Source organism: Candidatus Thermoplasmatota archaeon (genome assembly GCA_022848865.1).
Lineage (GTDB): Archaea > Thermoplasmatota > Thermoplasmata > RBG-16-68-12 > JAGMCJ01 > JAGMCJ01.
This window is the reverse complement of sequence record JAJISE010000013.1, coordinates 24,764-43,391: the sequence shown is the minus strand read 5'-3', so window position 1 is coordinate 43,391 and position 18,628 is coordinate 24,764. Positions and strand designations below refer to the sequence as shown.

The window sequence follows — 18,628 nt, the reverse complement described above, 5'->3', positions numbered from 1 at the left end:
CGAGGTTCCGAACCAGCCGCCAACAGCTGCGACGGACCTCGCGGTTGACACATTCACTGCCGCTCCGGAGATCACACATCTGCTGAACCCGACGCCAACCTTCAGCTGGACGTTCAACGATCCAGACGTTGGCGACACGCAGGGAGACATCGACGTGATTGTCTCGACTGGTCCAGGGGGAACTGGCACAGTCATCTGGGACCCGGCGCCACAGGCCTATATGATGGAATCAATCGTCTTTGGCGGTGGGATAAACCCCCAGCCCTGCGAGACGTACTACTTCGGCGTTCTCACAGCTGACGACAAGCACTTGTGGGCTGACTCCGCGGACTGGTCGGAGATAATGTTCGCCATGAACTGCCCGCCGACTGTACCCACGCCGACGACTCCAGCTGACGGAGCGGTCTTGGTGCCCTCCGCGACCCAGACAGTGGGATGGGATCCATCTACGGATGCTGACGCCGACGCCATCGACTACGAAGTTGAGGTGAACGAGACTGACGGTTCGCCAGTCTGGAGCGAAACCACAGCAGGAACGACTTCCGCGTCCTTCACCACAGAAGGTGGCAAGTGCTACGTGTGGCATGTCCGCGCAACGGACAGTTGGGAATACTCTCCCTGGAGCAATGACTTCGGTTTCTGCGCGAACACTCCGCCCGACCTGCCAACAGACCTCATGGTCGAGGGATTCATGGTCGCCGATGTTGATGACCGCATGCACATAATAGTTAGCCAGCCGACCTTCAACTGGACATTCACGGATCCCGACGGCGATTCACAGGCTGAGTACGCGGTCGAGGTCTGGACAGACCCCGATGGGACAGGTACTCAGATGTGGAGCGACTCGGACACGACTTCCGTCAACACAACGACCTACGCTGGCACAACGCTCGTACTGGGAGAATCCTACTACTTCAGGGTGAACGCGTCCGATGGCATTGAATGGAGTGGCTGGTCTGAGCTTGCGTTCAATATGAGCGCCCCACCACCCGCACCACAGCTTGATGATCCAGCGAACAACGCCGTGGATGTCCCGACAACGCCTCTTCTGAACTGGTCCGCTGTTGTTGACCCCAACGGCGATGAGATATCCTACTACTGGTATCTCGACAACGAGACAACGGTCACCACACCATTCCTTCAGGAGGGGACGACGACAGATACGGAAGTAACCATAACTACAGCACTCACAGAGTCAACAGGCTACTATTGGAAGGTTTGCGCCGATGACGGTTGGGAGCTGCCTGTGTGCTCGGTCATCTGGGCCTTCACGACCGCCGCACCCGACAATCTGGCGCCGGATGCAGTCGCAACAGCAGACCGGACAGAGGCCGAAGAGGGACAGACGATCAACTTCGACGGAACCGGCTCGTCCGACCCGGATGATGACCCGCTGACATTCTCCTGGAATTGGGGAGATGGAACTGCCGCCGGTACCACTGAAACAGCCTCTCACAGCTACTCCACAGCGGACACCTACACGGTGATCCTCACGGTCTCCGATGGCCTGCTCTCCGACACAGTCACACTAACCATAACTGTGACTGAGAAGGAGGAGCTGGACTTCCTCAGCCAGTACTGGTGGATACTCCTCATCATCATAATCATCGTGATCCTCGTCATCATCCTGCTGGCGAAGAGGAAGAAGCCAGAGGAGGAAGAGGAAGCTCCGGTCGAGGAGGAGGAAGAGATTCCGCCGCCCGAGGAAGAACCCGAAGCGGCTCCCGCCGCGGCCGAGGAGGCCAAGGAGGAGGGCGCCGATATGAAGGAGTGCGCCAACTGCGGGACGGTCCTAGCAGCCGACGACGCAGAGTGCTTCATGTGTGGAGCTAAGGTCTAGCCCCACACCTCTCCCATATTTCGGACCCGCACCAAAATCCATTTAAACAGCGTACGCTTTGTGAGGGAAGCCCATGAGAAAGAGAGACGAGTTCAGCGAGTGGTACGACGAGGTCATCCAGAACGCGGAGATCTGCGACAAGCGGTACCCGATAAAGGGGATGAACGTCTGGACGCCCTACGGCTGGAAGATCATGACCCGCATGGACGGGTTCATCCGCGCCGAGCTTGACAGGACGGACCACGGCGAGGTCCACTTCCCCGTGCTCGTTCCCGAGGGGGAGTTCGCCAAGGAGGCCCAGCACATAAAGGGCTTCGAGGAGGGCGTCTACTGGATAACGCACGCCGGGCTCAACCCGCTCGATGTCCGCCTGCTGCTCAGGCCGACGAGCGAGACGGCGATGTACCCGATGTTCAACCTGTGGATAAGGTCGCACGCCGACCTCCCGCTGAAGACGTACCAGATAGTCGAGGTCTACCGCTACGAGACAAAGCAGACGAGGACGTTCATCCGCGTGCGGGAGATACACTTCTTCGAGTCGCACACGTGCCACGCGACGTACGAGGAGGCCGAGGACCAGATCAAGGAGAACCTCGAGATAATGGACAGCCTCGCGCGGACGTTCTGCGTCCCCTACCTGAAGATGAAGCGCCCGGACTGGGACAAGTTCGCGGGTGCGGACTACACGGTGGCCGTGGACTCGCTCATGCCGACGGGCAGGGCGATCCAGAACGGCGGGATCCACCAGTACAAGGACAACTTCTCGCGGGCATACGACATCAAGTACGAGGACGAGAGCGGGGAGCACAAGTACGTGCACCAGACGACCTTCGGGCTCTCCGAGCGGCTCCTCGGCGGTGTCATCGAGATACACGGGGACGACCGCGGGGTGATCCTCCCGCCGAAGATAGCGCCGATCCAGGCGATAGTCGTGCCCATCCCGGAGAAGGGCTCGCAGGAGGAGATACTGATGGCCGCGAGGGACCTGAACATGCAGCTCCTCGGATGCGGTGTCCGCACGGACGTCGATGACCGCGACATAAGGCCCGGCGCGAAGTTCTACGAGTGGGAGAGGAAGGGAGTCCCGCTCAGGATCGAGTTCGGCTCGAACGAGATGAAGGACGGCACCGTGACTCTTGTGCAGAGGCACAGCATGAAGAAGGAGGCGGTACCGCAGGGAGATTTGACAGTGACGGTCCAGAGGCTCCTGGAGGACATCCAGAAGGAGCTGTGGGACCGCGCTTCGGACGAGCTTGCGAAGGGCATCCTCCCGATCGAGGAGCTGAAGGACGCGAAGGCCGGGATAAACCGCATGGGTTGGTGCGGGGAGGAGTCCTGCGGGCACGAGATCGAGGACGTCACGGGCATGTCCGTTCTCGGCACGCTCTACGACGGCGAGGAGTTCGAGGGCGACTGCATCGTGTGCGGGAAACCGGCGAAAACAGCGGCGTACGTGGCCAGGACATACTAGCGCCTGGAGTAGAGCAGGAGGCCGACTATGCCGAACCCCACGAGGATGACCGTGAGGGCGTAGACGCCCACGTTCTCGGGGCGGGTGACGTCCCAGCTTCCGAAGATTATGCCCCAAGCGAGGTAGAAGAATATCCCCAGGATTAACAGAAAGGCGTAGAATGCGACGGCGACGCCGCGCGGGAACCCCGTGCCCTCTTCTTTCATCGGCTGGGTATTATGTAGGCGTGGCTATAAAGCTTTCACTTCTTCGGTCTTTTCGGTTTCTGGAACGTCTGCCTCCATAGCCCGCGGAAGCGCCTCCACTTCCGCTCCATCCAGGGCCAAGTGCCGGGGTTCTCCTCCAGGTGGAACATCAGCGCCAGGAAGAGGAAGAACGCCGCCAGGACGACGAACGTGTAGAATGGCCACATGGGCATGGGCTCCTTGACGCCGAAGCTCGAGTCGGGGATGATCCCGTCCACGCCCAGGTAGGTGAGGCAGATGTCCCCCTTCCTGTCGGCGGGGTCGCAGTTGGCCACGTTCGTGTCGTTCGTTGCGTCCTCCCACATCTGGTCCGTGAAGTAGCCCCTGGATGCCATCAGGTAGCTCTCGTTGTCGTAGTCGAACTCCATCCGGAACCGCACGAAGTAGGTCCCCTGGTCGAAGACCCCACCGCGGACCGTGTGCACGGACGTGACGATCTCCACGCTGACCGTCCTGGTGTTGTTCTCCACCAGGGTGCCGTTCACGCCAAACGTCGGGAAGGTGAACGCCTGCTCCTGATTGTTCCTTATGAGTGGCGTGCTCCAGTTGTCGTCCACGTCCTTCGTCTCCTCCGCCGTCGCGAACATGTAGATGCTCATCGTCAGCGAGATGTTGGTCATGTTGTTCTCGTTGGTGTTGACGACATCGAAGCTGAACGTGCCCGATTCACCGGGAGCGAGCTGGGGCGTGCTGAAGTTGGACAGGAGCTTGTTCACACGATCGACGCGCGTCGGGTCATCGGCGGCCGCCACGTATGGGAGTAGAAGCATAAGCGAGAGCAAAAGCACGACAGCCTGGAGGCGCATCTGAACTCGATAATATTTCTTTGCACAAATAGTTTGTGAAAGGGCGCTCGCCTGTGTCACGCTTAAATAGGTGAGTGGAAGTGAGTCCTCCGCAATGGTAGACTTCGCCCTCTCGGCCTTCGCAGCGATATTCGCCATAGTCAACCCAGTGGGCAATCTCACGTTCTTCGTCGCGCTCACGGAGGGGTACACCCCGGAGCTCAGGAGGAAGGTGATCAACAAGGTCATACTGGTCGCCTCTGTGACGCTCCTCGTCTTCGCGCTCCTGGGCAACTACATATTCATGATCTTCCACACGTCCATACCTGCCTTCAGGATCGCTGGCGGGATTCTCCTTTTCTCGATCGCTTTCGTCATGCTCTGGGGAGGGAGGCCTGGTACGAAGCTCACTGACAGGGACAGGTCCGAGGCTATGGAGCAGGAAGTCGTCGGGGCGGTCCCGTTGGGGGTCCCGATGTTCGCGGGACCTGGGTCGATAACGACCGTGATGGTCTTCATGGCAGAGGCCTCGTCGCCGACCCTGGACCTTGTCAAGGCCGTGGTGATAGTGGCGGCGATATTGGGAACTATGGCGGCCTCCTATTTCCTCCTCCTGTACAGTGACAGGATCACGAAGAGAATGGGGCGCATAGGCGCCCTCGCGTTCTCGAGGATAATGGGTCTGATACTCGCGGCGATTGCCATGCAGATCATTCTCGTTGGCGTGTTCGGTGCCATAGAACTGTTCGGCTAGGTTCGCGGGGCGCTCCAACAGCAACCCTATATCACGGGAGCCCGATTCCTGTCCGTGCGTGTGCTTCGCGTGGCTAAAGAGGCGGCCGAGGAGGCTAGGTTGGCTCTTCGGGATTGCGGAGCGGTCGACAGTACAATGAGGATAGTCGAGCGGGACGGTGCGGTGATGATCCCCCTTCTGCGAGATGACTTCGAGCTCCCCGGCATCGAGGGCGAGATCGTGGAGATGCCCTCCTTTCCGCTCATCAAGGAACAAGAGATACCGTTCCATGTCATCGCGAACGGTCTGGACCTGCCCGCCCTCGCCAAGGAGAAGCTACCGCGAAGGTGGGAGCTCATCGGAGACGTACTCGTGCTGAAGCTCGATTCCTCGCTCAGGGAATACGACGATGAAATCGCCGAGACGTACGCCCGAGTCCTGGGAGCGAAGTCCGTCCTCGAGGACGTTGGCGGCATTGGCGGGGAGCTCAGGGAGCCAGATCTCAGACTGATACTTGGCAGCGAGACGACGACGGTTCACAAGGAGAACGGGGTGCTCTTCAAGCTGGATGTGATGAAGGTCATGTTCTCATCCGGGAACATACACGAGCGGATACGGATGGCGAGAATATGCAAGCCGGCCGAGACGATCGTGGACATGTTCGCTGGGATAGGGTACTTCTCGCTTCCGATCGCAGTTCACTCGAAGCCGCGCAAGGTCTACGCGTGCGAGATCAACACGGCCGCCTTCAGCTATCTGGAGGAGAACATCCGCTTGAACCGGGTGCACGAGGTCGAACCGCTCCTCGGTGACTGCAAGGACGTTGCGCCCGAGGGGGTCGCTGATAGGGTCATCATGGGCTATCTCTGGGGGAAGGAGTACCTGGGAAAGGCGATGAGAGTGGTCGGCGAGAAGGGCATCATCCACTATCACGAGGCGTGCCACAAGGATGAGATGGCAGAAAGACCGATCAGGGTCCTCAAGGAAGAGGCACACGAAGAAGGCCGCAGAGTTGAGAATGCCGTTGTCAGGAGAATCAAATCGTATTCGCCAAACGTCTATCACGTTGTCGTGGACGCGGAAATCCGATAGCACATTCCCCTGCGCATCTAGATTCAACGCTCGATGAGAGGACTACGGCACGTTGATGACTTCGCTGGTTATCTTGTTGTCGTTCGCCGCCCAGATCAGTATGACCTCGTACTGCGAACCAGATGTCAAGTTCTCAAGCGTGAAGAAGTCCCCACCCGTCAGCTTGCCATCGCTCGTCAGGTCGGTGAAGTTCAGATACTCGCCTGCCCAACCGGTACCACACGCTCCCTGCCACACTACGCTCGGGGATCCCCACGGGATCCCGTCCTTCAGGACAGAGACCTTGAAGGCGCTCAGTGCTTCCATTCTGCTTGGCGCCTGAATTTCGACCTCATATCCCTCCGAGGTCGGAGTAGTAACCATATCGACAGTCGGTGCATAACCATTCCACGGATGGAATGTACTAGAGGGAGCGGAGAATGCTACGAACAGGATCACGGCGCACACGACTGAAACAAAGGCGACGGAGAGCGCCGCTTTCAATCCCAGATTAAGCAAACGCGCTGTTTCCCGAGTCCCGGAAGTCTCGGGTTCGGTCAATTCCACTTGTTGATCCCGAGGCGCCGACACATCTTCCCCTCCAGCTTGTTGACATGTATCACCACTGATCGTGACGATATAATCGTTTCCCTCGAAACCATTCCATATCTCTGGATTCATTCTCATTTCCCAGGTCCAGAGATGGGTGATCGTGTGGAGGAGTCGTCAGCATTATTCCTTATCGTGAGTGGAAGCTGAAGGAACGCAATCAAGAGACCTTCACGTCACTTCTAGCAGACAGAGACGCCGAATCCACCTTCGTGACCTTTCGGCCTTCATCGGCAATCGGCTAGAAAGAGTGCCCGCTCGCGGTCAACAGACTCCGCAAAGAAGCGTCATATCCCTCGGGCTCGGCGGACAGCAGCGCCTCCGCTTTCGACTTGAGATGCGCCCCGAATCCCAGCTCGTCCTCTGAGTACCTCCACTCGTCGCCCCTGCCCGCGCCGAGAGCGAGAAGGAAGGCGTACTCCAGAGCCTTGAACTCCTTCTTCCTGGACTGGGTCCCTCGTATCTCCATCACGGCCGCGTCCGATCCCTTCGTCCTGTGGATGCGAGTGATGCGGTCGCAGAACCTCGCGACTGGCGGGAGCCTCTCGTACTCCGGCAGGTCCGCCAGTATCCTCTCGCGCTGAGCGGACCGAAAGGCCTCCCGCACGAATCGCGACGGCGTCTCCTTCGACTTCAGCGATCGCTCGTAGAACTCCTCGGCAGCGTCCTCGTCACCGAGCACCGCCTCGAGGACCTCCTTCCCAGCTTCCTTCCAGTACATGTCGAGAACCTTGGCGGGAGTGGCCTCGTCCACGATGACGTTCTCGTCCAGGTTGTCAAGGAGCGCCTGCAGAGCCTCCCGCTCGACCTTGTTCGGCCTGAGCGATTCGATGAAAGCCTTGGAGTCGTCGTCGAAGCACGTCATCCCGACCGCGAAGATCCGCCTGCTCATCGCCTCCGCCTTCTCCCTCACGTCCTCCACGTGGTTGTCGATCGCTTCCCTGTCCGAGATGCGCCCGCCAACGTATTCCGCCCTCCAGTGATCGCTGACCTTGGTGAGCTTATTGAGCGGGCAGTCCTTGCCCCCGTTCGTGTGCTTGAACCCCGGTTGGACGCGTATGTCGAATACTGTGTCAGCCTGCGGGTGGAGCATGCGGTTCAGTATGACGCTCGCGATGTTCCGCTTCGTGCTGGACCTGTGGCGGGAGACCTTCAGCGAGATCTTGGCGGGGATCCATTTGACGCTCAGAACCGTGTCATCGGCGGGGTCCAGGGCGGCGTAGCCGTCCGCGCTCTTCTGGAACGGATACCTCATCCTGGCGACAGTCTCTGTCACGTACTCCTCCGGCGGCTTCCCGCTCGTCCCGGTGCAGACCATCTTGTCCTTCATCGAGAATATGTACAGCCCGTTCTTGCGCGCGATGTCGGCCACCGCCAGGAGCCGCGCGTCCGGGTCGTGATAGTGCTGGAAGCCGATCAGCATCTCCTTCTTCGCCTTCCCGCGCTGCGCGTACGCCAGGTCCTTGTTGCCCACGTGTGCAACAGCCAGGTAGGGCGCCTTGTCCTGCGTCGCAAGCAGCAGGGCGGCCGCGTAGGCCTTCGAGAAGTCCGGCCCGAGGTTGGCGAGCCCGCTCAGCTTCCTCTTGTTGTCCTTGTACTTCAGCTGCTTGAGCAGCCTTGCCCTCCACTTCTCGAACGGGCACTTCCTGCACTCTCCCCCGCATTCCGGGATCACGGGGTCTGGCCCGTCGCGGAGCCTCTTCACCCTCGCGATGAGCTCCCTCTCCTTCTTCTTGGCTGCTGTCCTGGCCTTCGTGCGGACCGTGCCCCGCTTCATTGCGGTTCAATACGGGAGCCGCCAATTAACACTTTCGTCAGAGACCAGGACCTGCGCGCGAAAACTCTTTAGGAGCGTGCGAGATTATGTCTCGATACAATGTATTGTCAGAAATGCGGAGCTGAGGTCGAGGAGAAGGCCGCCTTCTGTCCAGACTGCGGGGAACAGATCAAGTCGAAATCGGAGCAGTTCGTGGACGACGCTGCACGCGTCACTGGCGAGGTCGTCGAGGGCGCTGTGGATCTTACTAAGAAGGCCTACGATAAGACGAAGCCCGTTGTCAAGGACGCGGGAAGGAAGACGAAAGGTTTCGTGAAAGGCGTCACCAAGAAGCTCAAGGGAGATGAAGAAAAGTCTTAAATCGACCTTGCTCTTGCACGATAACATGGCTGGTTCTAGGTTCGACCTCATCTCGAGGGGAGCGGAAGAGATCATCACGGAGGAGGAGCTAGCGTCGCTCCTCGACGAGAAGGAGAAGATACGCTCCTACGTTGGGTTCGAACCCTCGGGGATCGTTCACATCGGCCAGGGCTTCGTCGTGGCGCGCAAGATCATCGACTTCTCCGAGGCGGGTCTGGACACGACGATCCTGCTCGCGGACTGGCACGCCTACATCAATGACAAGCTCGACGGGACGCTGGAGAGCATCAAGATATGCGGGGACTACGTGCGGGACTGCTTCATCGCGCTCGGCGTTGACCCGGCAAGGACGGAGTTCCTCTTCGCGCACGAGCTGGTGGGCAGGCGGGAGTACTGGCAGAAGGTGCTGTCCATATCCAAGAACGCGACCGTGTCGCGCATGCGGCGGGCGATGACAATCATGGGCCGCAAGGAGGAGGACGCCGACATGGACGCCTCCAAGCTCATCTACCCGGCGATGCAGGCCGCCGACATCGTGGAGCTGGACCTGGACATAGCCCTGGGCGGGATGGATCAGAGGCACGCGCACATGCTCCTGCGGGACGTGGCGGGGAAGATAGGCGCGAGGAAGCCTGTCGCCGTGCACACGCCGCTCTTGGCGGGCCTGCAGGGTGGAGGGCGCATGGACTCCTTCGAGGCGAAGATGAGCAAGTCCAAGCCGGAGACGTTCATATCCATTCACGAGACGCCCGAAGTCGTGGAGCAGAAGATCAAGAAGGCGTTCTGCCCGGAGGGAGACGTCGAGGACAACCCCGTCCTGGAGATATGCAGGCTCATCATCCTTCCGGCGGTCGAGGAGTTCAGGGTCGAGCGGGAGGAGAAGTTCGGCGGGGACGTCTCCTTCAGGAGCTACGAGGAACTTAGAAAGGCGTTTGGCGGAAGGGAGCTGCACCCGAGCGACCTGAAGAACGCGACGACGCGGTACCTGAACGAGATCATGGAACCCGTGCGCGCTTACTTCGAGAGGAACCCGGACAACTATGAGAAGATAGTCGAGCTGACATCGTGAGAGCGATGGACAAGGACGAGATCCGGGAGATGATCTGGGACGTCATGGAGGAGAAGGACATCGCTCTATTCCCCCGCCCGGTTCTCGGACGCATTCCCAACTTCAAGGGCGCCGACGTGGCCGCCAAGAAGGTGGAGGAGCTGGAATCCTGGCGGGATGCGAGGTTCGTGAAGTGCAACCCCGACAGCCCGCAGAGACCGCTCAGGGAGATGGCGCTGCAGAGCGGGAAGACGATATACATGGCCGTCCCCCGCCTGAGGGAGGAGAAGTGCTTCATCCGCGTCGACCCGAACTACATCGAGTCCCCGCGAAAGGCATCGACCATCCGAGGCGCGTTCAAGTACGGGCGGGCGGTGCATCCGCGAGAGATGAATCCTGTTGACATCGTCGTAGCGGGCTCGGTCGCCGTGAACCGCTCAGGCGGGAGGGTTGGGAAGGGCGGCGGCTACTCGGACCTGGAGTATGCAATCGGGCGGGAGTTCGGGATTGTGGATGAGGACACGCCGATTCTAACGACGGTCCACGCGGTCCAGGTCGTTGACGTTGACATTCCGATGGTCGAGCATGATGTCCCGATCGATTTCATTGTCACGAGGAGGGAGGTCATCGAGTGCGAGAGGAGGGAGAAGCCCAACGGGATCCTCTGGGAGAGGCTCGATGAAGAGAAGCTGGAAAGCATCCCTGTCCTGAGATCGGTCACCTCGCGAAAAAGCTTTATGTGAGCGGGTCGTTTGTATATACGCCAGGAGACCGTGGACGGCTGACGGTGCCTTCGGGCGCTGAGGAAAGTCCCCCCTCCTTCAGAAGGTGGACTGGTTCAAGCCAGTTGTCCGAGAGGGCAGGCAAGGGCGCAGAAACGACACAGCCGCTGGATAATGCGATGATTCGCCAGGCGATGAGGTCTCCAGCGGATTTGGTGAGACGGCGACTCCCCACCGGAGCAAGTCCAAATAGCGAAAGCAGGTAGGACGCTTAGTCGAATGCCGTCGGAACAGAAGGGGGCTTACGACGGTCACCTGGCACTTCATGCATCCCGATGGCGGGGTTCGGGCGGATCCCAAGAAAGCCAGCATCCCGCAGGGAAAAGATATATAAGATGATACTAGATGATGAAATGGGGGAGTCTATGCCACAGCTCGATTTTCATCCCCACATAGTGGGTAGAGAGCAAGAGCTCAGGGAGCTGGAGGCATACCTCGATGGAGTCGCAGAAGGACGCGGGAACACCCTCCTGATCTCAGGGGAAGCAGGCGTAGGCAAGACCACGCTCGTGGAGGAGCTGAAGTCCATCGCCCGATCGGAGGGCTTCCAGGTGATGTCTGGTAACTGCATGTACGAATCCCTCAGACCTTACATGTCTTTCGTGGAGGCCCTGAGGTCCAAGGACCTAGGTTACCTTCTTGCAGAGGAAGCGCCGAGGGTAGAGGCCGTCTATCTAGTGGAGGACACAGGCCTGTCGATAGAAGAGGTGCTGAGGGAAGAGACGGAGCTCGACTCGGACATATTCGCCTCGATGCTCTCCGCCGTTGGGAGCTTCGTGAAGGACTCATTGTCCATGCTCACTGGTGAGGAGACGCGGGACACGTTGAACAGACTCGGCTACGGCGACTGCACCATCCTCATAGAGGGCGGGAGGATCGCGAATCTCGTGGTGATACTCACGGGTCGGGAGAACGAGTCCCTGATAAGCGACATGGGCGACATACTCTCGGAGGTTGACAGCAACTACGGCAATGAACTGACGAACTGGGACGGAGACGGCGAGAAGGTGGAGGGTATCGAGAGGATCCTCGAGGCACTCATCACTTCAGGCAAGTACGATGGCATCTTCCACGGGAAAGAGGACACGGAGGCGAGGAGGGACTCGCTATTCGAGAACGTCTCCTTGGGGATGATCAGGCAGGCCCGCGACACGCCGACGCTCCTGTGCATCGAGGACCTGCAGTGGGCAGACCCGTCCTCCCTGGCGCTGATGCATCATCTCGCGGGAAGGACGCGGGAGAGCCCCCTCCTCATTCTGGGCACCTACAGGCCCGAGGACCTTGTCGTGGAGGATGAGAACGGTCATCCTCTCGTCGAGACCATGCGTCTGATGAGTCGTGAGGACCTGCACGAGAAGATGGAGCTGCAGAGACTGCCCGACAAGTACACGATGGAGTTCCTGACATCCCTCCTCGGGGCAACCGACTTCAGTGATGACTTCAGGAAGCGGATATATCAGAAGACTGAGGGGAATCCGCTGTTCTTGATAGAGCTAGTGAAATCGTTCGTAGAAGAGGGGATAATCGAGGCTCAGGACGGGGCCTGGAGGTTGGTCAAAGACATCCGGGATGTCAGCATCCCCTCCAAGATATACGACCTGATCCTGAGAAGGCTGGACCGAGTGAAAGAGGAGCCGAGGGAGACACTTGACTGGGCCTCGATCATCGGTGCAGAGTTCACATCCAAGGTCCTGGCCTCTGCAATGAGGAACGGAAGGATAGATCTGCTCAAGGCTCTCAGGCGGTTGGACCAGAGACACAGGTTGATTCATTCTGGCAATGGCAGCTATGTGTTCGACCACTCAATGATAAAGGAAGTGCTCTACTCCGAGATGCCGCGGGAACTGAGGACGGAATATCACGCGGTCATCGCCGAGTCCATCGAGGAGCTGAACAAGGACGATCTCGATGAGGTGGCTGGAGACCTGGCATTCCACTACCATCGTTCCGGGAGCGGGGACAAGGCGCTTCTGTACCTCATCAAGGCGGCGGAGAAGGACTACTCGACCGACGAGGCGATAAGGTTCTACGACGAGTCCCTGGAGATCGAAGAGGAGGAGCAGAGAAGAGTGGAGACTCTCGACGGTCTGGGAGATGCGTACAGCGTGATCGGAGATTACGAGAAGAGCAGAGAATCCTACGAGAGTGCATTGGACGTGGCCGAGGGAAGGACGAAGAGGGCCAGGATAAGGGCTAAGATCAGGAGCCTCGGCATAAGAGAAGCGGAACGGGACGAGGAGATCGAGGCCAAGAAGCCCGACGTCGTGGAGAGCGGGGAAAGCGAGGAAGCTCTCGCCCTCAACAACGTCTGCAACGCTCATTTCAGCCGGGGGGAATACGGTAGGGCTCTCAGGTACTGCGAGAAGGGCCTGAAGATGTCAGAGGAGATTGAGGACCGCATATTGGCGGCTTACTATTCCATCAAGATCGCGGAAGTATATCTCAAGAAGAAGGACTTCCAGAAAGCCCTGGACTTCTGCGCCAGGGCGTCCGAGGTGTCAGAAGAGGTGGGCGCCAAGGATGGCATCGCCCACGCGAAAAGGGTCTTCGGCATGATATATCGCGAGCAGAAGAGGTGGAGAGAATCGATCGAGAACTTCGAGGAGAGCCTCAGGATATGCGAAGAGATCGGGACGGAGAAGGAACTAGCAGACTCCTACTTCGAGTACGGAATGATGTGGAAGGAGAACGGGGATGCGGAGAAGGAGAAGGACTACCTGAACAAGGCCATGGACATCCTGGAAGACCTGAGACTCGAGATGGAATCGGAGAAGGTGAAGGAAGCCCTCTTCAATATGGATGGGATTCAGAGGGCTGGCGTCTAGGGCCACAGGGGGCCAGCAAGCACCAGTTGGCATCTCGGTTCTGCCTTAGTTGATGATAAGTACGAGAGCGCATCTTCTAATCTTGAAGGTGCACGGGCTTGAAGGTGCTGCTCACAGGCGCGACGGGATACATAGGTAGGAGGCTGACCCAGCGACTCCATGAGGATGTGGATGTGGAGCTGCGGCTCTTCGTGCGGGACTCGAGGAAGGTCACGACCGACACGAGTGCGGGGGCGGAGGTCGTCGAAGGGGACACGTTCAACAAGGACTCCCTCAGAGAGGCGGTCAAGGGCGTGGACGTCGCCTACTACCTCATCCACTCAATGGAGGCCGGAGGAGGCTACGAGAAGCTTGACAGGCTGAGCGCCCAGAACTTCTTGGACGCCTGCACGGAGGCGGGCGTGCGGAGAATCATATACCTCGGAGGGCTCGGAGTGAAGGAGACCGCCAGCAAGCACCTTCTGAGCAGGATCGAGGTGGGCGAGGTCCTGAGCTCTCGTCCTGATAGGATCCAGACGATATGGCTCCGGGCGGGCATCATCATCGGCTCCGGAAGCGCGAGCTTCGAGATAATCAGGAACATCGTGCAGAAGCTCCCCGTGATGACGCCACCAATGTGGGTGAAGACACTGACCCAGCCTATTGCGGTGGATGACGTTCTCGAATATCTCACGGCTGCGAAGGATCTGTCTGTCAAGGGCAACCAGGTCGTCGACATAGGCTCGGAGAGAATGAGCTTCCAAGAGATGCTCAAGCAGGCCTCCGATGTGATGGGCCTGAGCAGGATCCTGATTCCGATGCTCTTGCCCACGCTGAAGCTTTCCTCCTACTGGTTCATGATGCTCACGCCGGTCCCGACCAGAATTGCCTCTGCCTTGATCGAAGGGATAAGGTCGGAGACGGTCATGCAGAACGACAATGCAAGGAGACACTTCCCCGACATCGTTCCCATGTCGTACGAGGAGGCCTTGAGAAGAGCTCTGAGGGAGATAGAAGAGAACCAGGTGATCAGCCGCTGGTCCGACAGCAGCGCGGGCGAAGTGAGCGACATAGTCGACGGCGACATCGCAGAGGCCGTATTCATCGACACGCAGACCATGGACCTGGGGGAAGTGAGAGCCGAGGACGTGTTCTCCACCATCACTCATCTGGGCGGTCACAGAGGATGGCTGAGGTTTAACATGCTCTGGCGCATCAGAGGGGTGATCGACAAGCTGCTAGGCGGGTACGGACTCACCAGGGGCAGAAGGGACCCAGAGAAACTGAGGATAGGGGACAGCCTAGACTTCTGGAAGGTGGCCGATCTCGTGGAGGGGAGAAGACTCTTGCTCGTCTCCCAGATGGTGCTTCCTGGAAAGGCGTGGCTTGAGTTCACGGTGGCAGAGGGCAAGCTCACGCAGACATCATACTTCTACCCGAACGGCATCCTCGGTCGGCTCTATTGGTACGCGATCTTTCCCTTTCACGCCCCCGTCTTCCGGAGCTTGGCGGATGCGCTCGTGGAAAGGTCGAAGTGAGCTAGATGATGGCCCAATGTGAATCGCCACCCTATCCGCGTTCCTCGTAATCAGTACGCATCTCTGAAGGGAAGTTCCAAAGCGAGCAGCTAGAACTTCCTGTGCTCGCCGTGCCTGGTCACCTCTTGAGTCCGAGCAAGGGGACGAGGAGCAGGGAAATCCCGGCGATCATCAGGGTCATCTGGACACTCACGAAGAAAGTGGCCAGCAGACACAGGAACGCTCCCACTGTCCTCCCCGCGTTCAGCATAAACTCTCTCACCATTATAGCGTTCTGCGATGAGGCCGCCCTGTCGACCGCGAGGACGAAGAGGAATATCCAAAGCAGCGGGAGGAAGAAGTAGATCGCCCCGATCGTGAGCCCGAAGAGCAGGGGGTCAGAGACGAATGCCGAGAGGAGGAGCAGCGGCCCGCAGACGAGGGCCGCCAGGATGATGAAGACCTTCCTCTTGCCCTTCTTGTCGGACATTTTGCCCGCCACGACCGACATCACACCGCCCGCCACACCGAAGGCGGCGAGCATCTTCCCCAGGTCGAACTCGCCACCAACGAGGAAGAACGTGGCCAGCGGGATAGCGACCGCGAACACGCCCTCCTGGATACCCTCGAAGAAGAAACCGGAGGAGGGGAACGACCACGCGCCCGTGAGGTCCATCTTCGGTGCGTACTTCTCGGCGCGTTTTCTCCACGTGAGAAGAATGAGTGCAGAGTTCATCACGAACAGCAGGAGGGCCACGGCGAACACGACATCGTAACCGGAGTTCTGTATCGTCGCCCCGCCCGCGAGCGGACCGATGAAATAGACGATCGGGAATATGACGAACGTCAGGCTGATGATGAGACCCCTGTTCTTGACAGTCGTCATGCGGATTATCGCGATGTTGAACGGGATCCAGAAGACCGGGATGTAGAGGGCGAGAAGCACGGGTGCGACGTTGATCAGTACCAGGTCGGGCAGGTAGAGGAAGCAGGCGAAATAGCCCGCCATGACGAGGCTGCCCACGGCCATGGAGATGTCCGCTCTGGGGAATCCCGTCCTCGAGAACACGAGGAGGAAGACCACAGTCAGCAGGTACCCGATTGCCACGAAGTAGGCCGCGTGCTGGACTTCCATGCCCTGGCGGATGAGGAAGACGAGCGAAAAGGAGCCCGCGAAGAACCACGCGAGCGACAGGACGGTCTCATACGTCATCAATCGAGCGAGCCTTCCGAGCACCGCCTCGGATATGCGGAGCGGGTATTAAGCCATTTACAGGGAACCGTACCAACATCTTCAAATGTTCCCGCGCCCGAATCAATAACGATGTGAAGGAGCTTGTCATTCTGGTGAGGAGAGAGGAGCTTTCAGTGCAGCGTGAGCGGTACAACCCGTTCTACGGTCATTGCTGCACCGCGCACGAGATGACGCGCATGGCCAGCCCTCTCTCACCGGACGAGATGACGGCCATAACCAGGATCCAGGAGTTCGCTAAGTACCATGACGTCGTGTTCAAGATCCTCCGCGGGGTGCCGTCGATGAGCGACCCCTCGGAACTCATTAGCTGAACTCGGTAGGAGTTGAGGCATGGGTTCTACGGGTCAGGACGCACCGCGTCATGGCGAGCAAGAGACAGCCATGTGTCTCGGGGGTCTATTATCAGCATTGATAATCTTACCCCAATCCTTTTTGTGGGGACTTCACCTGCTTAGACCGGAACCTCCCTGCCAGTCTATCCCGGAGGGAATGCTTTCTGGGAGAACACCGAGGCCAAGGGAGCATGAGATGACGGACAGAAGCGTGATATCTTGAAAACCGAGGAGCTCTTCAGAATCTCAGGCGGTGAGGAGACAAGCCCCGTGTCGGGTAGACTAGACGGTCTTCTGGCTCTCGTCACGGGAGCGTCCAGGGGCATTGGGAAGGAGATCGCCAGGGCACTCGCAGAGGAGGGCGCGGATGTCGTTATAAACTACAGATCGAGCGACGATGATGCAGACAGGATTGCCGTCGAGATAGAGAGCCTGGGGAAGAACACATGGGTCTATTGCGCCGATGTTGGCGACACAGACCAGGTGAAGAGAATGAGGGAAAGCGTTGAGACCCACGTGGGGAATGTCGACATTCTGGTCAATAACGCGGGGATAAACAGAGACGGGTTGTTCTCTAAGATGGATGAGGACGCGTGGACAGAGGTCATTTCCGTGAACCTCAACGGCGTTTTCAACTGTTCCCGGGTTTTCCTCGACCACCTCAAGCAATCCAAGCGTCCGAGGATAGTCAATATCTCCTCGATCGTAGGCCAGATGGGTAACATCGGCCAAGCCAACTACGCAGCTTCAAAGGCTGGTCTCATCGGATTGACCAAGACACTTGCCAAGGAACTCGCAAGAGACGGAATAACCGTGAATGCTGTCTCTCCGGGATTCATCGAGACCGACATGTTGTCCGGCATACCGCAGAAGGTGAGGGAGAAGATACTCACCAACATCCCGCTTGGGCGGTTTGGCCTTCCGAGAGAGATTGCGCGAGCGGTCGCATATCTCGCCTCTGAAGATGCTGACTACATCACGGGTCATGTTCTCAATATCAATGGTGGAATGTATCTGTGAGAAAGAGGTGCTAGATAATGGCAACGAAAAAGGCAAAGAAGAAAAAGGCAACTGAGGAATGGATGCCCTATGAGGACCTTTCCCAGTCCATCGCACAGGTCTCTGAAGGCTATCTTCAGCTCTGCGAAGCGTGGACGGATTTCCAGGAGGGCATCGGTTCCAGGATAGACAAGAACGCAGAAGAGCAAAGGAAGACGTACGAGGACTTCGCGAGCGAATGGACTGAGTTCTACAAGACCGTTGGCTCAAGAGCCTCGAAAAATGCTGAGGACCTTCAGTTGAGAGAGCTCTATGACATCTGGAGGAACTACTCGAACAAGATGTACAACAGGCTCACATCCGTGATGAACACAACGATGGAGCGGCACGAGGATCTCCAGAAGAACTGGAGGGATTCGTCCAAGGATTTCAACAGTCAACTCTCAGCTCTCGCCTCAGGCGGTCAGATCGATTGGGAGCAGTCAATCCTCTATGACAGCTGGCGGGGATTCACATCTGACATGCAGAAGTGGATGGAAGACACCGCTGAGCACGGGTCAGAGGAGTTGAATCAACTGACCGAGACCTGGACGGACTTCTACACGAAGATGGGACAGATCGTGAACTCTCTCGAGGCAGACGGGGAAAGCTATAGGGACTTCGTTGAGCTCTGGGGAAAGCAGTCCGACACGATGGGAAATAACCTGAGATCACTAGTCTCCTCCAACAACGGCGGATTCGAAGGTCTTCAGAATGCATGGTCCGAGTATCTATCCAGAGTGGAGAAGGAGGTCATCCACTTGACGAGGAATTTCGGGACCAACTACGACGAGCTCTGGAAATGGTACTTCGATTCCCAAGAGCCTTGGCAGGAGGCCTTCGACCTTTCGACCCGAAAGGAGAACGAGCATCTGAAGAAGCAATTGAAGGAGCTCACCAAGAGAGTGAAGAAGCTGGAGAAGTCCAGATAGACTCGGCTCGTCCTTGCAGGTGTATGCCA

General features: G+C 58.3%; 17 protein-coding genes and 1 other RNA gene. 13 read left to right on the top strand and 5 right to left on the bottom strand.

Annotation, left to right across the window (positions count from 1 at the left end; all coding sequences use genetic code 11):
* The coding region (locus LN415_04010; protein MCJ2556255.1) for a PKD domain-containing protein at positions 1 to 1,840 on the top strand (1,840 nt) is incomplete at its 5' end.
* 73 nt (positions 1,841 to 1,913) lie between these two features.
* Positions 1,914 to 3,311, top strand: coding sequence for a proline--tRNA ligase (gene proS, locus LN415_04005; protein MCJ2556254.1), 1,398 nt, complete (start codon positions 1,914 to 1,916; stop codon positions 3,309 to 3,311).
* Here the strand turns inward: proS and LN415_04000 are convergent.
* Complete coding sequence (locus tag LN415_04000; protein ID MCJ2556253.1) at positions 3,308 to 3,517, bottom strand: hypothetical protein; 210 nt, start codon at positions 3,515 to 3,517, stop codon at positions 3,308 to 3,310. The two genes, proS and LN415_04000, sit on opposite strands and share 4 nt — an antisense overlap.
* 35 nt (positions 3,518 to 3,552) lie before the next feature.
* A complete protein-coding gene (locus tag LN415_03995; protein ID MCJ2556252.1) occupies positions 3,553 to 4,326 on the bottom strand; it encodes a hypothetical protein in 774 nt (257 codons plus the stop codon).
* Positions 4,327 to 4,456: 130 nt separating this feature from the next.
* Between LN415_03995 and LN415_03990 the strand changes: the two genes are divergently transcribed.
* On the top strand, positions 4,457 to 5,095 hold the full coding sequence (locus tag LN415_03990; protein MCJ2556251.1) for a MarC family protein: 639 nt from the start codon (positions 4,457 to 4,459) through the stop codon (positions 5,093 to 5,095).
* 60 nt (positions 5,096 to 5,155) lie between these two features.
* A complete protein-coding gene (locus LN415_03985; protein ID MCJ2556250.1) occupies positions 5,156 to 6,166 on the top strand; it encodes a class I SAM-dependent methyltransferase family protein in 1,011 nt (336 codons plus the stop codon).
* Between the two features lie 42 nt (positions 6,167 to 6,208).
* On the opposite strand, the gene LN415_03980 is transcribed toward LN415_03985, so the two are convergent.
* Entirely contained in the window at positions 6,209 to 6,472 is a 264-nt protein-coding gene (locus LN415_03980) for a hypothetical protein (protein MCJ2556249.1), read from the bottom strand.
* A gap of 523 nt (positions 6,473 to 6,995) precedes the next feature.
* On the bottom strand, positions 6,996 to 8,531 hold the full coding sequence (locus LN415_03975) for a hypothetical protein (GenBank protein MCJ2556248.1): 1,536 nt from the start codon (positions 8,529 to 8,531) through the stop codon (positions 6,996 to 6,998).
* Positions 8,532 to 8,630: 99 nt separating this feature from the next.
* Here LN415_03975 and LN415_03970 point away from each other — a divergent pair, with 99 nt between their 5' ends.
* The 6 genes from LN415_03970 to LN415_03945 all read left to right on the top strand — a co-directional run bounded on the left by LN415_03970 (position 8,631) and on the right by LN415_03945 (position 15,063).
* Positions 8,631 to 8,891, top strand: coding sequence for a zinc-ribbon domain-containing protein (locus tag LN415_03970; protein MCJ2556247.1), 261 nt, complete (start codon positions 8,631 to 8,633; stop codon positions 8,889 to 8,891).
* Between the two features lie 25 nt (positions 8,892 to 8,916).
* Complete coding sequence (locus LN415_03965) at positions 8,917 to 9,960, top strand: tyrosine--tRNA ligase (protein MCJ2556246.1); 1,044 nt, start codon at positions 8,917 to 8,919, stop codon at positions 9,958 to 9,960.
* Positions 9,961 to 9,965: 5 nt separating this feature from the next.
* On the top strand, positions 9,966 to 10,682 hold the full coding sequence (locus LN415_03960; protein MCJ2556245.1) for a 5-formyltetrahydrofolate cyclo-ligase: 717 nt from the start codon (positions 9,966 to 9,968) through the stop codon (positions 10,680 to 10,682).
* Positions 10,683 to 10,704: 22 nt separating this feature from the next.
* Positions 10,705 to 10,978: RNase P RNA component (gene rnpB / locus LN415_03955), an RNA gene on the top strand.
* Between the two features lie 108 nt (positions 10,979 to 11,086).
* Positions 11,087 to 13,546 carry a DUF2791 family P-loop domain-containing protein gene (locus LN415_03950; GenBank protein ID MCJ2556244.1) on the top strand — a complete coding sequence of 820 codons (2,460 nt, stop codon included), beginning with the start codon at positions 11,087 to 11,089 and terminating at the stop codon, positions 13,544 to 13,546.
* A 98-nt stretch (positions 13,547 to 13,644) separates the two neighbouring features.
* Positions 13,645 to 15,063 (top strand): SDR family oxidoreductase, encoded by a 1,419-nt coding sequence (locus LN415_03945; GenBank protein ID MCJ2556243.1) that lies wholly within the window; start codon positions 13,645 to 13,647, stop codon positions 15,061 to 15,063.
* Positions 15,064 to 15,181: 118 nt separating this feature from the next.
* Here the strand turns inward: LN415_03945 and LN415_03940 are convergent, their stop codons facing one another.
* A complete protein-coding gene (locus tag LN415_03940) occupies positions 15,182 to 16,279 on the bottom strand; it encodes a hypothetical protein (protein ID MCJ2556242.1) in 1,098 nt (365 codons plus the stop codon).
* 110 nt (positions 16,280 to 16,389) lie between these two features.
* Here LN415_03940 and LN415_03935 point away from each other — a divergent pair, with 110 nt between their 5' ends.
* The 3 genes from LN415_03935 (at position 16,390) to LN415_03925 (ending at position 18,599) form a co-directional block, all read left to right on the top strand.
* Positions 16,390 to 16,608: a hypothetical protein gene (locus LN415_03935; protein MCJ2556241.1), complete on the top strand. Its 219-nt coding sequence runs from the start codon at positions 16,390 to 16,392 to the stop codon at positions 16,606 to 16,608.
* A 240-nt stretch (positions 16,609 to 16,848) separates the two neighbouring features.
* On the top strand, positions 16,849 to 17,649 hold the full coding sequence (fabG, locus tag LN415_03930; protein MCJ2556240.1) for a 3-oxoacyl-[acyl-carrier-protein] reductase: 801 nt from the start codon (positions 16,849 to 16,851) through the stop codon (positions 17,647 to 17,649).
* A 17-nt stretch (positions 17,650 to 17,666) separates the two neighbouring features.
* A complete protein-coding gene (locus LN415_03925; GenBank protein ID MCJ2556239.1) occupies positions 17,667 to 18,599 on the top strand; it encodes a hypothetical protein in 933 nt (310 codons plus the stop codon).
* Positions 18,600 to 18,628 lie beyond the last annotated feature (29 nt).

What these genes read in the sequence shown, in the direction of transcription:
- proS (MCJ2556254.1), top strand. Translation starts at nt 1,914, where the DNA reads ATGAGAAAGAGAGACGAGTTCAGCGAGTGGTACGACGAGGTCATCCAG.
- LN415_04000 (MCJ2556253.1), bottom strand. Translation starts at nt 3,517, where the DNA reads ATGAAAGAAGAGGGCACGGGGTTCCCGCGCGGCGTCGCCGTCGCATTC.
- LN415_03995 (MCJ2556252.1), bottom strand. Translation starts at nt 4,326, where the DNA reads ATGCTTCTACTCCCATACGTGGCGGCCGCCGATGACCCGACGCGCGTC.
- LN415_03990 (MCJ2556251.1), top strand. Translation starts at nt 4,457, where the DNA reads ATGGTAGACTTCGCCCTCTCGGCCTTCGCAGCGATATTCGCCATAGTC.
- LN415_03980 (MCJ2556249.1), bottom strand. Translation starts at nt 6,472, where the DNA reads ATGGAAGCACTGAGCGCCTTCAAGGTCTCTGTCCTGAAGGACGGGATC.
- LN415_03975 (MCJ2556248.1), bottom strand. Translation starts at nt 8,531, where the DNA reads ATGAAGCGGGGCACGGTCCGCACGAAGGCCAGGACAGCAGCCAAGAAG.
- LN415_03970 (MCJ2556247.1), top strand. Translation starts at nt 8,631, where the DNA reads ATGTATTGTCAGAAATGCGGAGCTGAGGTCGAGGAGAAGGCCGCCTTC.
- LN415_03965 (MCJ2556246.1), top strand. Translation starts at nt 8,917, where the DNA reads ATGGCTGGTTCTAGGTTCGACCTCATCTCGAGGGGAGCGGAAGAGATC.
- LN415_03960 (MCJ2556245.1), top strand. Translation starts at nt 9,966, where the DNA reads ATGGACAAGGACGAGATCCGGGAGATGATCTGGGACGTCATGGAGGAG.
- LN415_03950 (MCJ2556244.1), top strand. Translation starts at nt 11,087, where the DNA reads ATGCCACAGCTCGATTTTCATCCCCACATAGTGGGTAGAGAGCAAGAG.
- LN415_03925 (MCJ2556239.1), top strand. Translation starts at nt 17,667, where the DNA reads ATGGCAACGAAAAAGGCAAAGAAGAAAAAGGCAACTGAGGAATGGATG.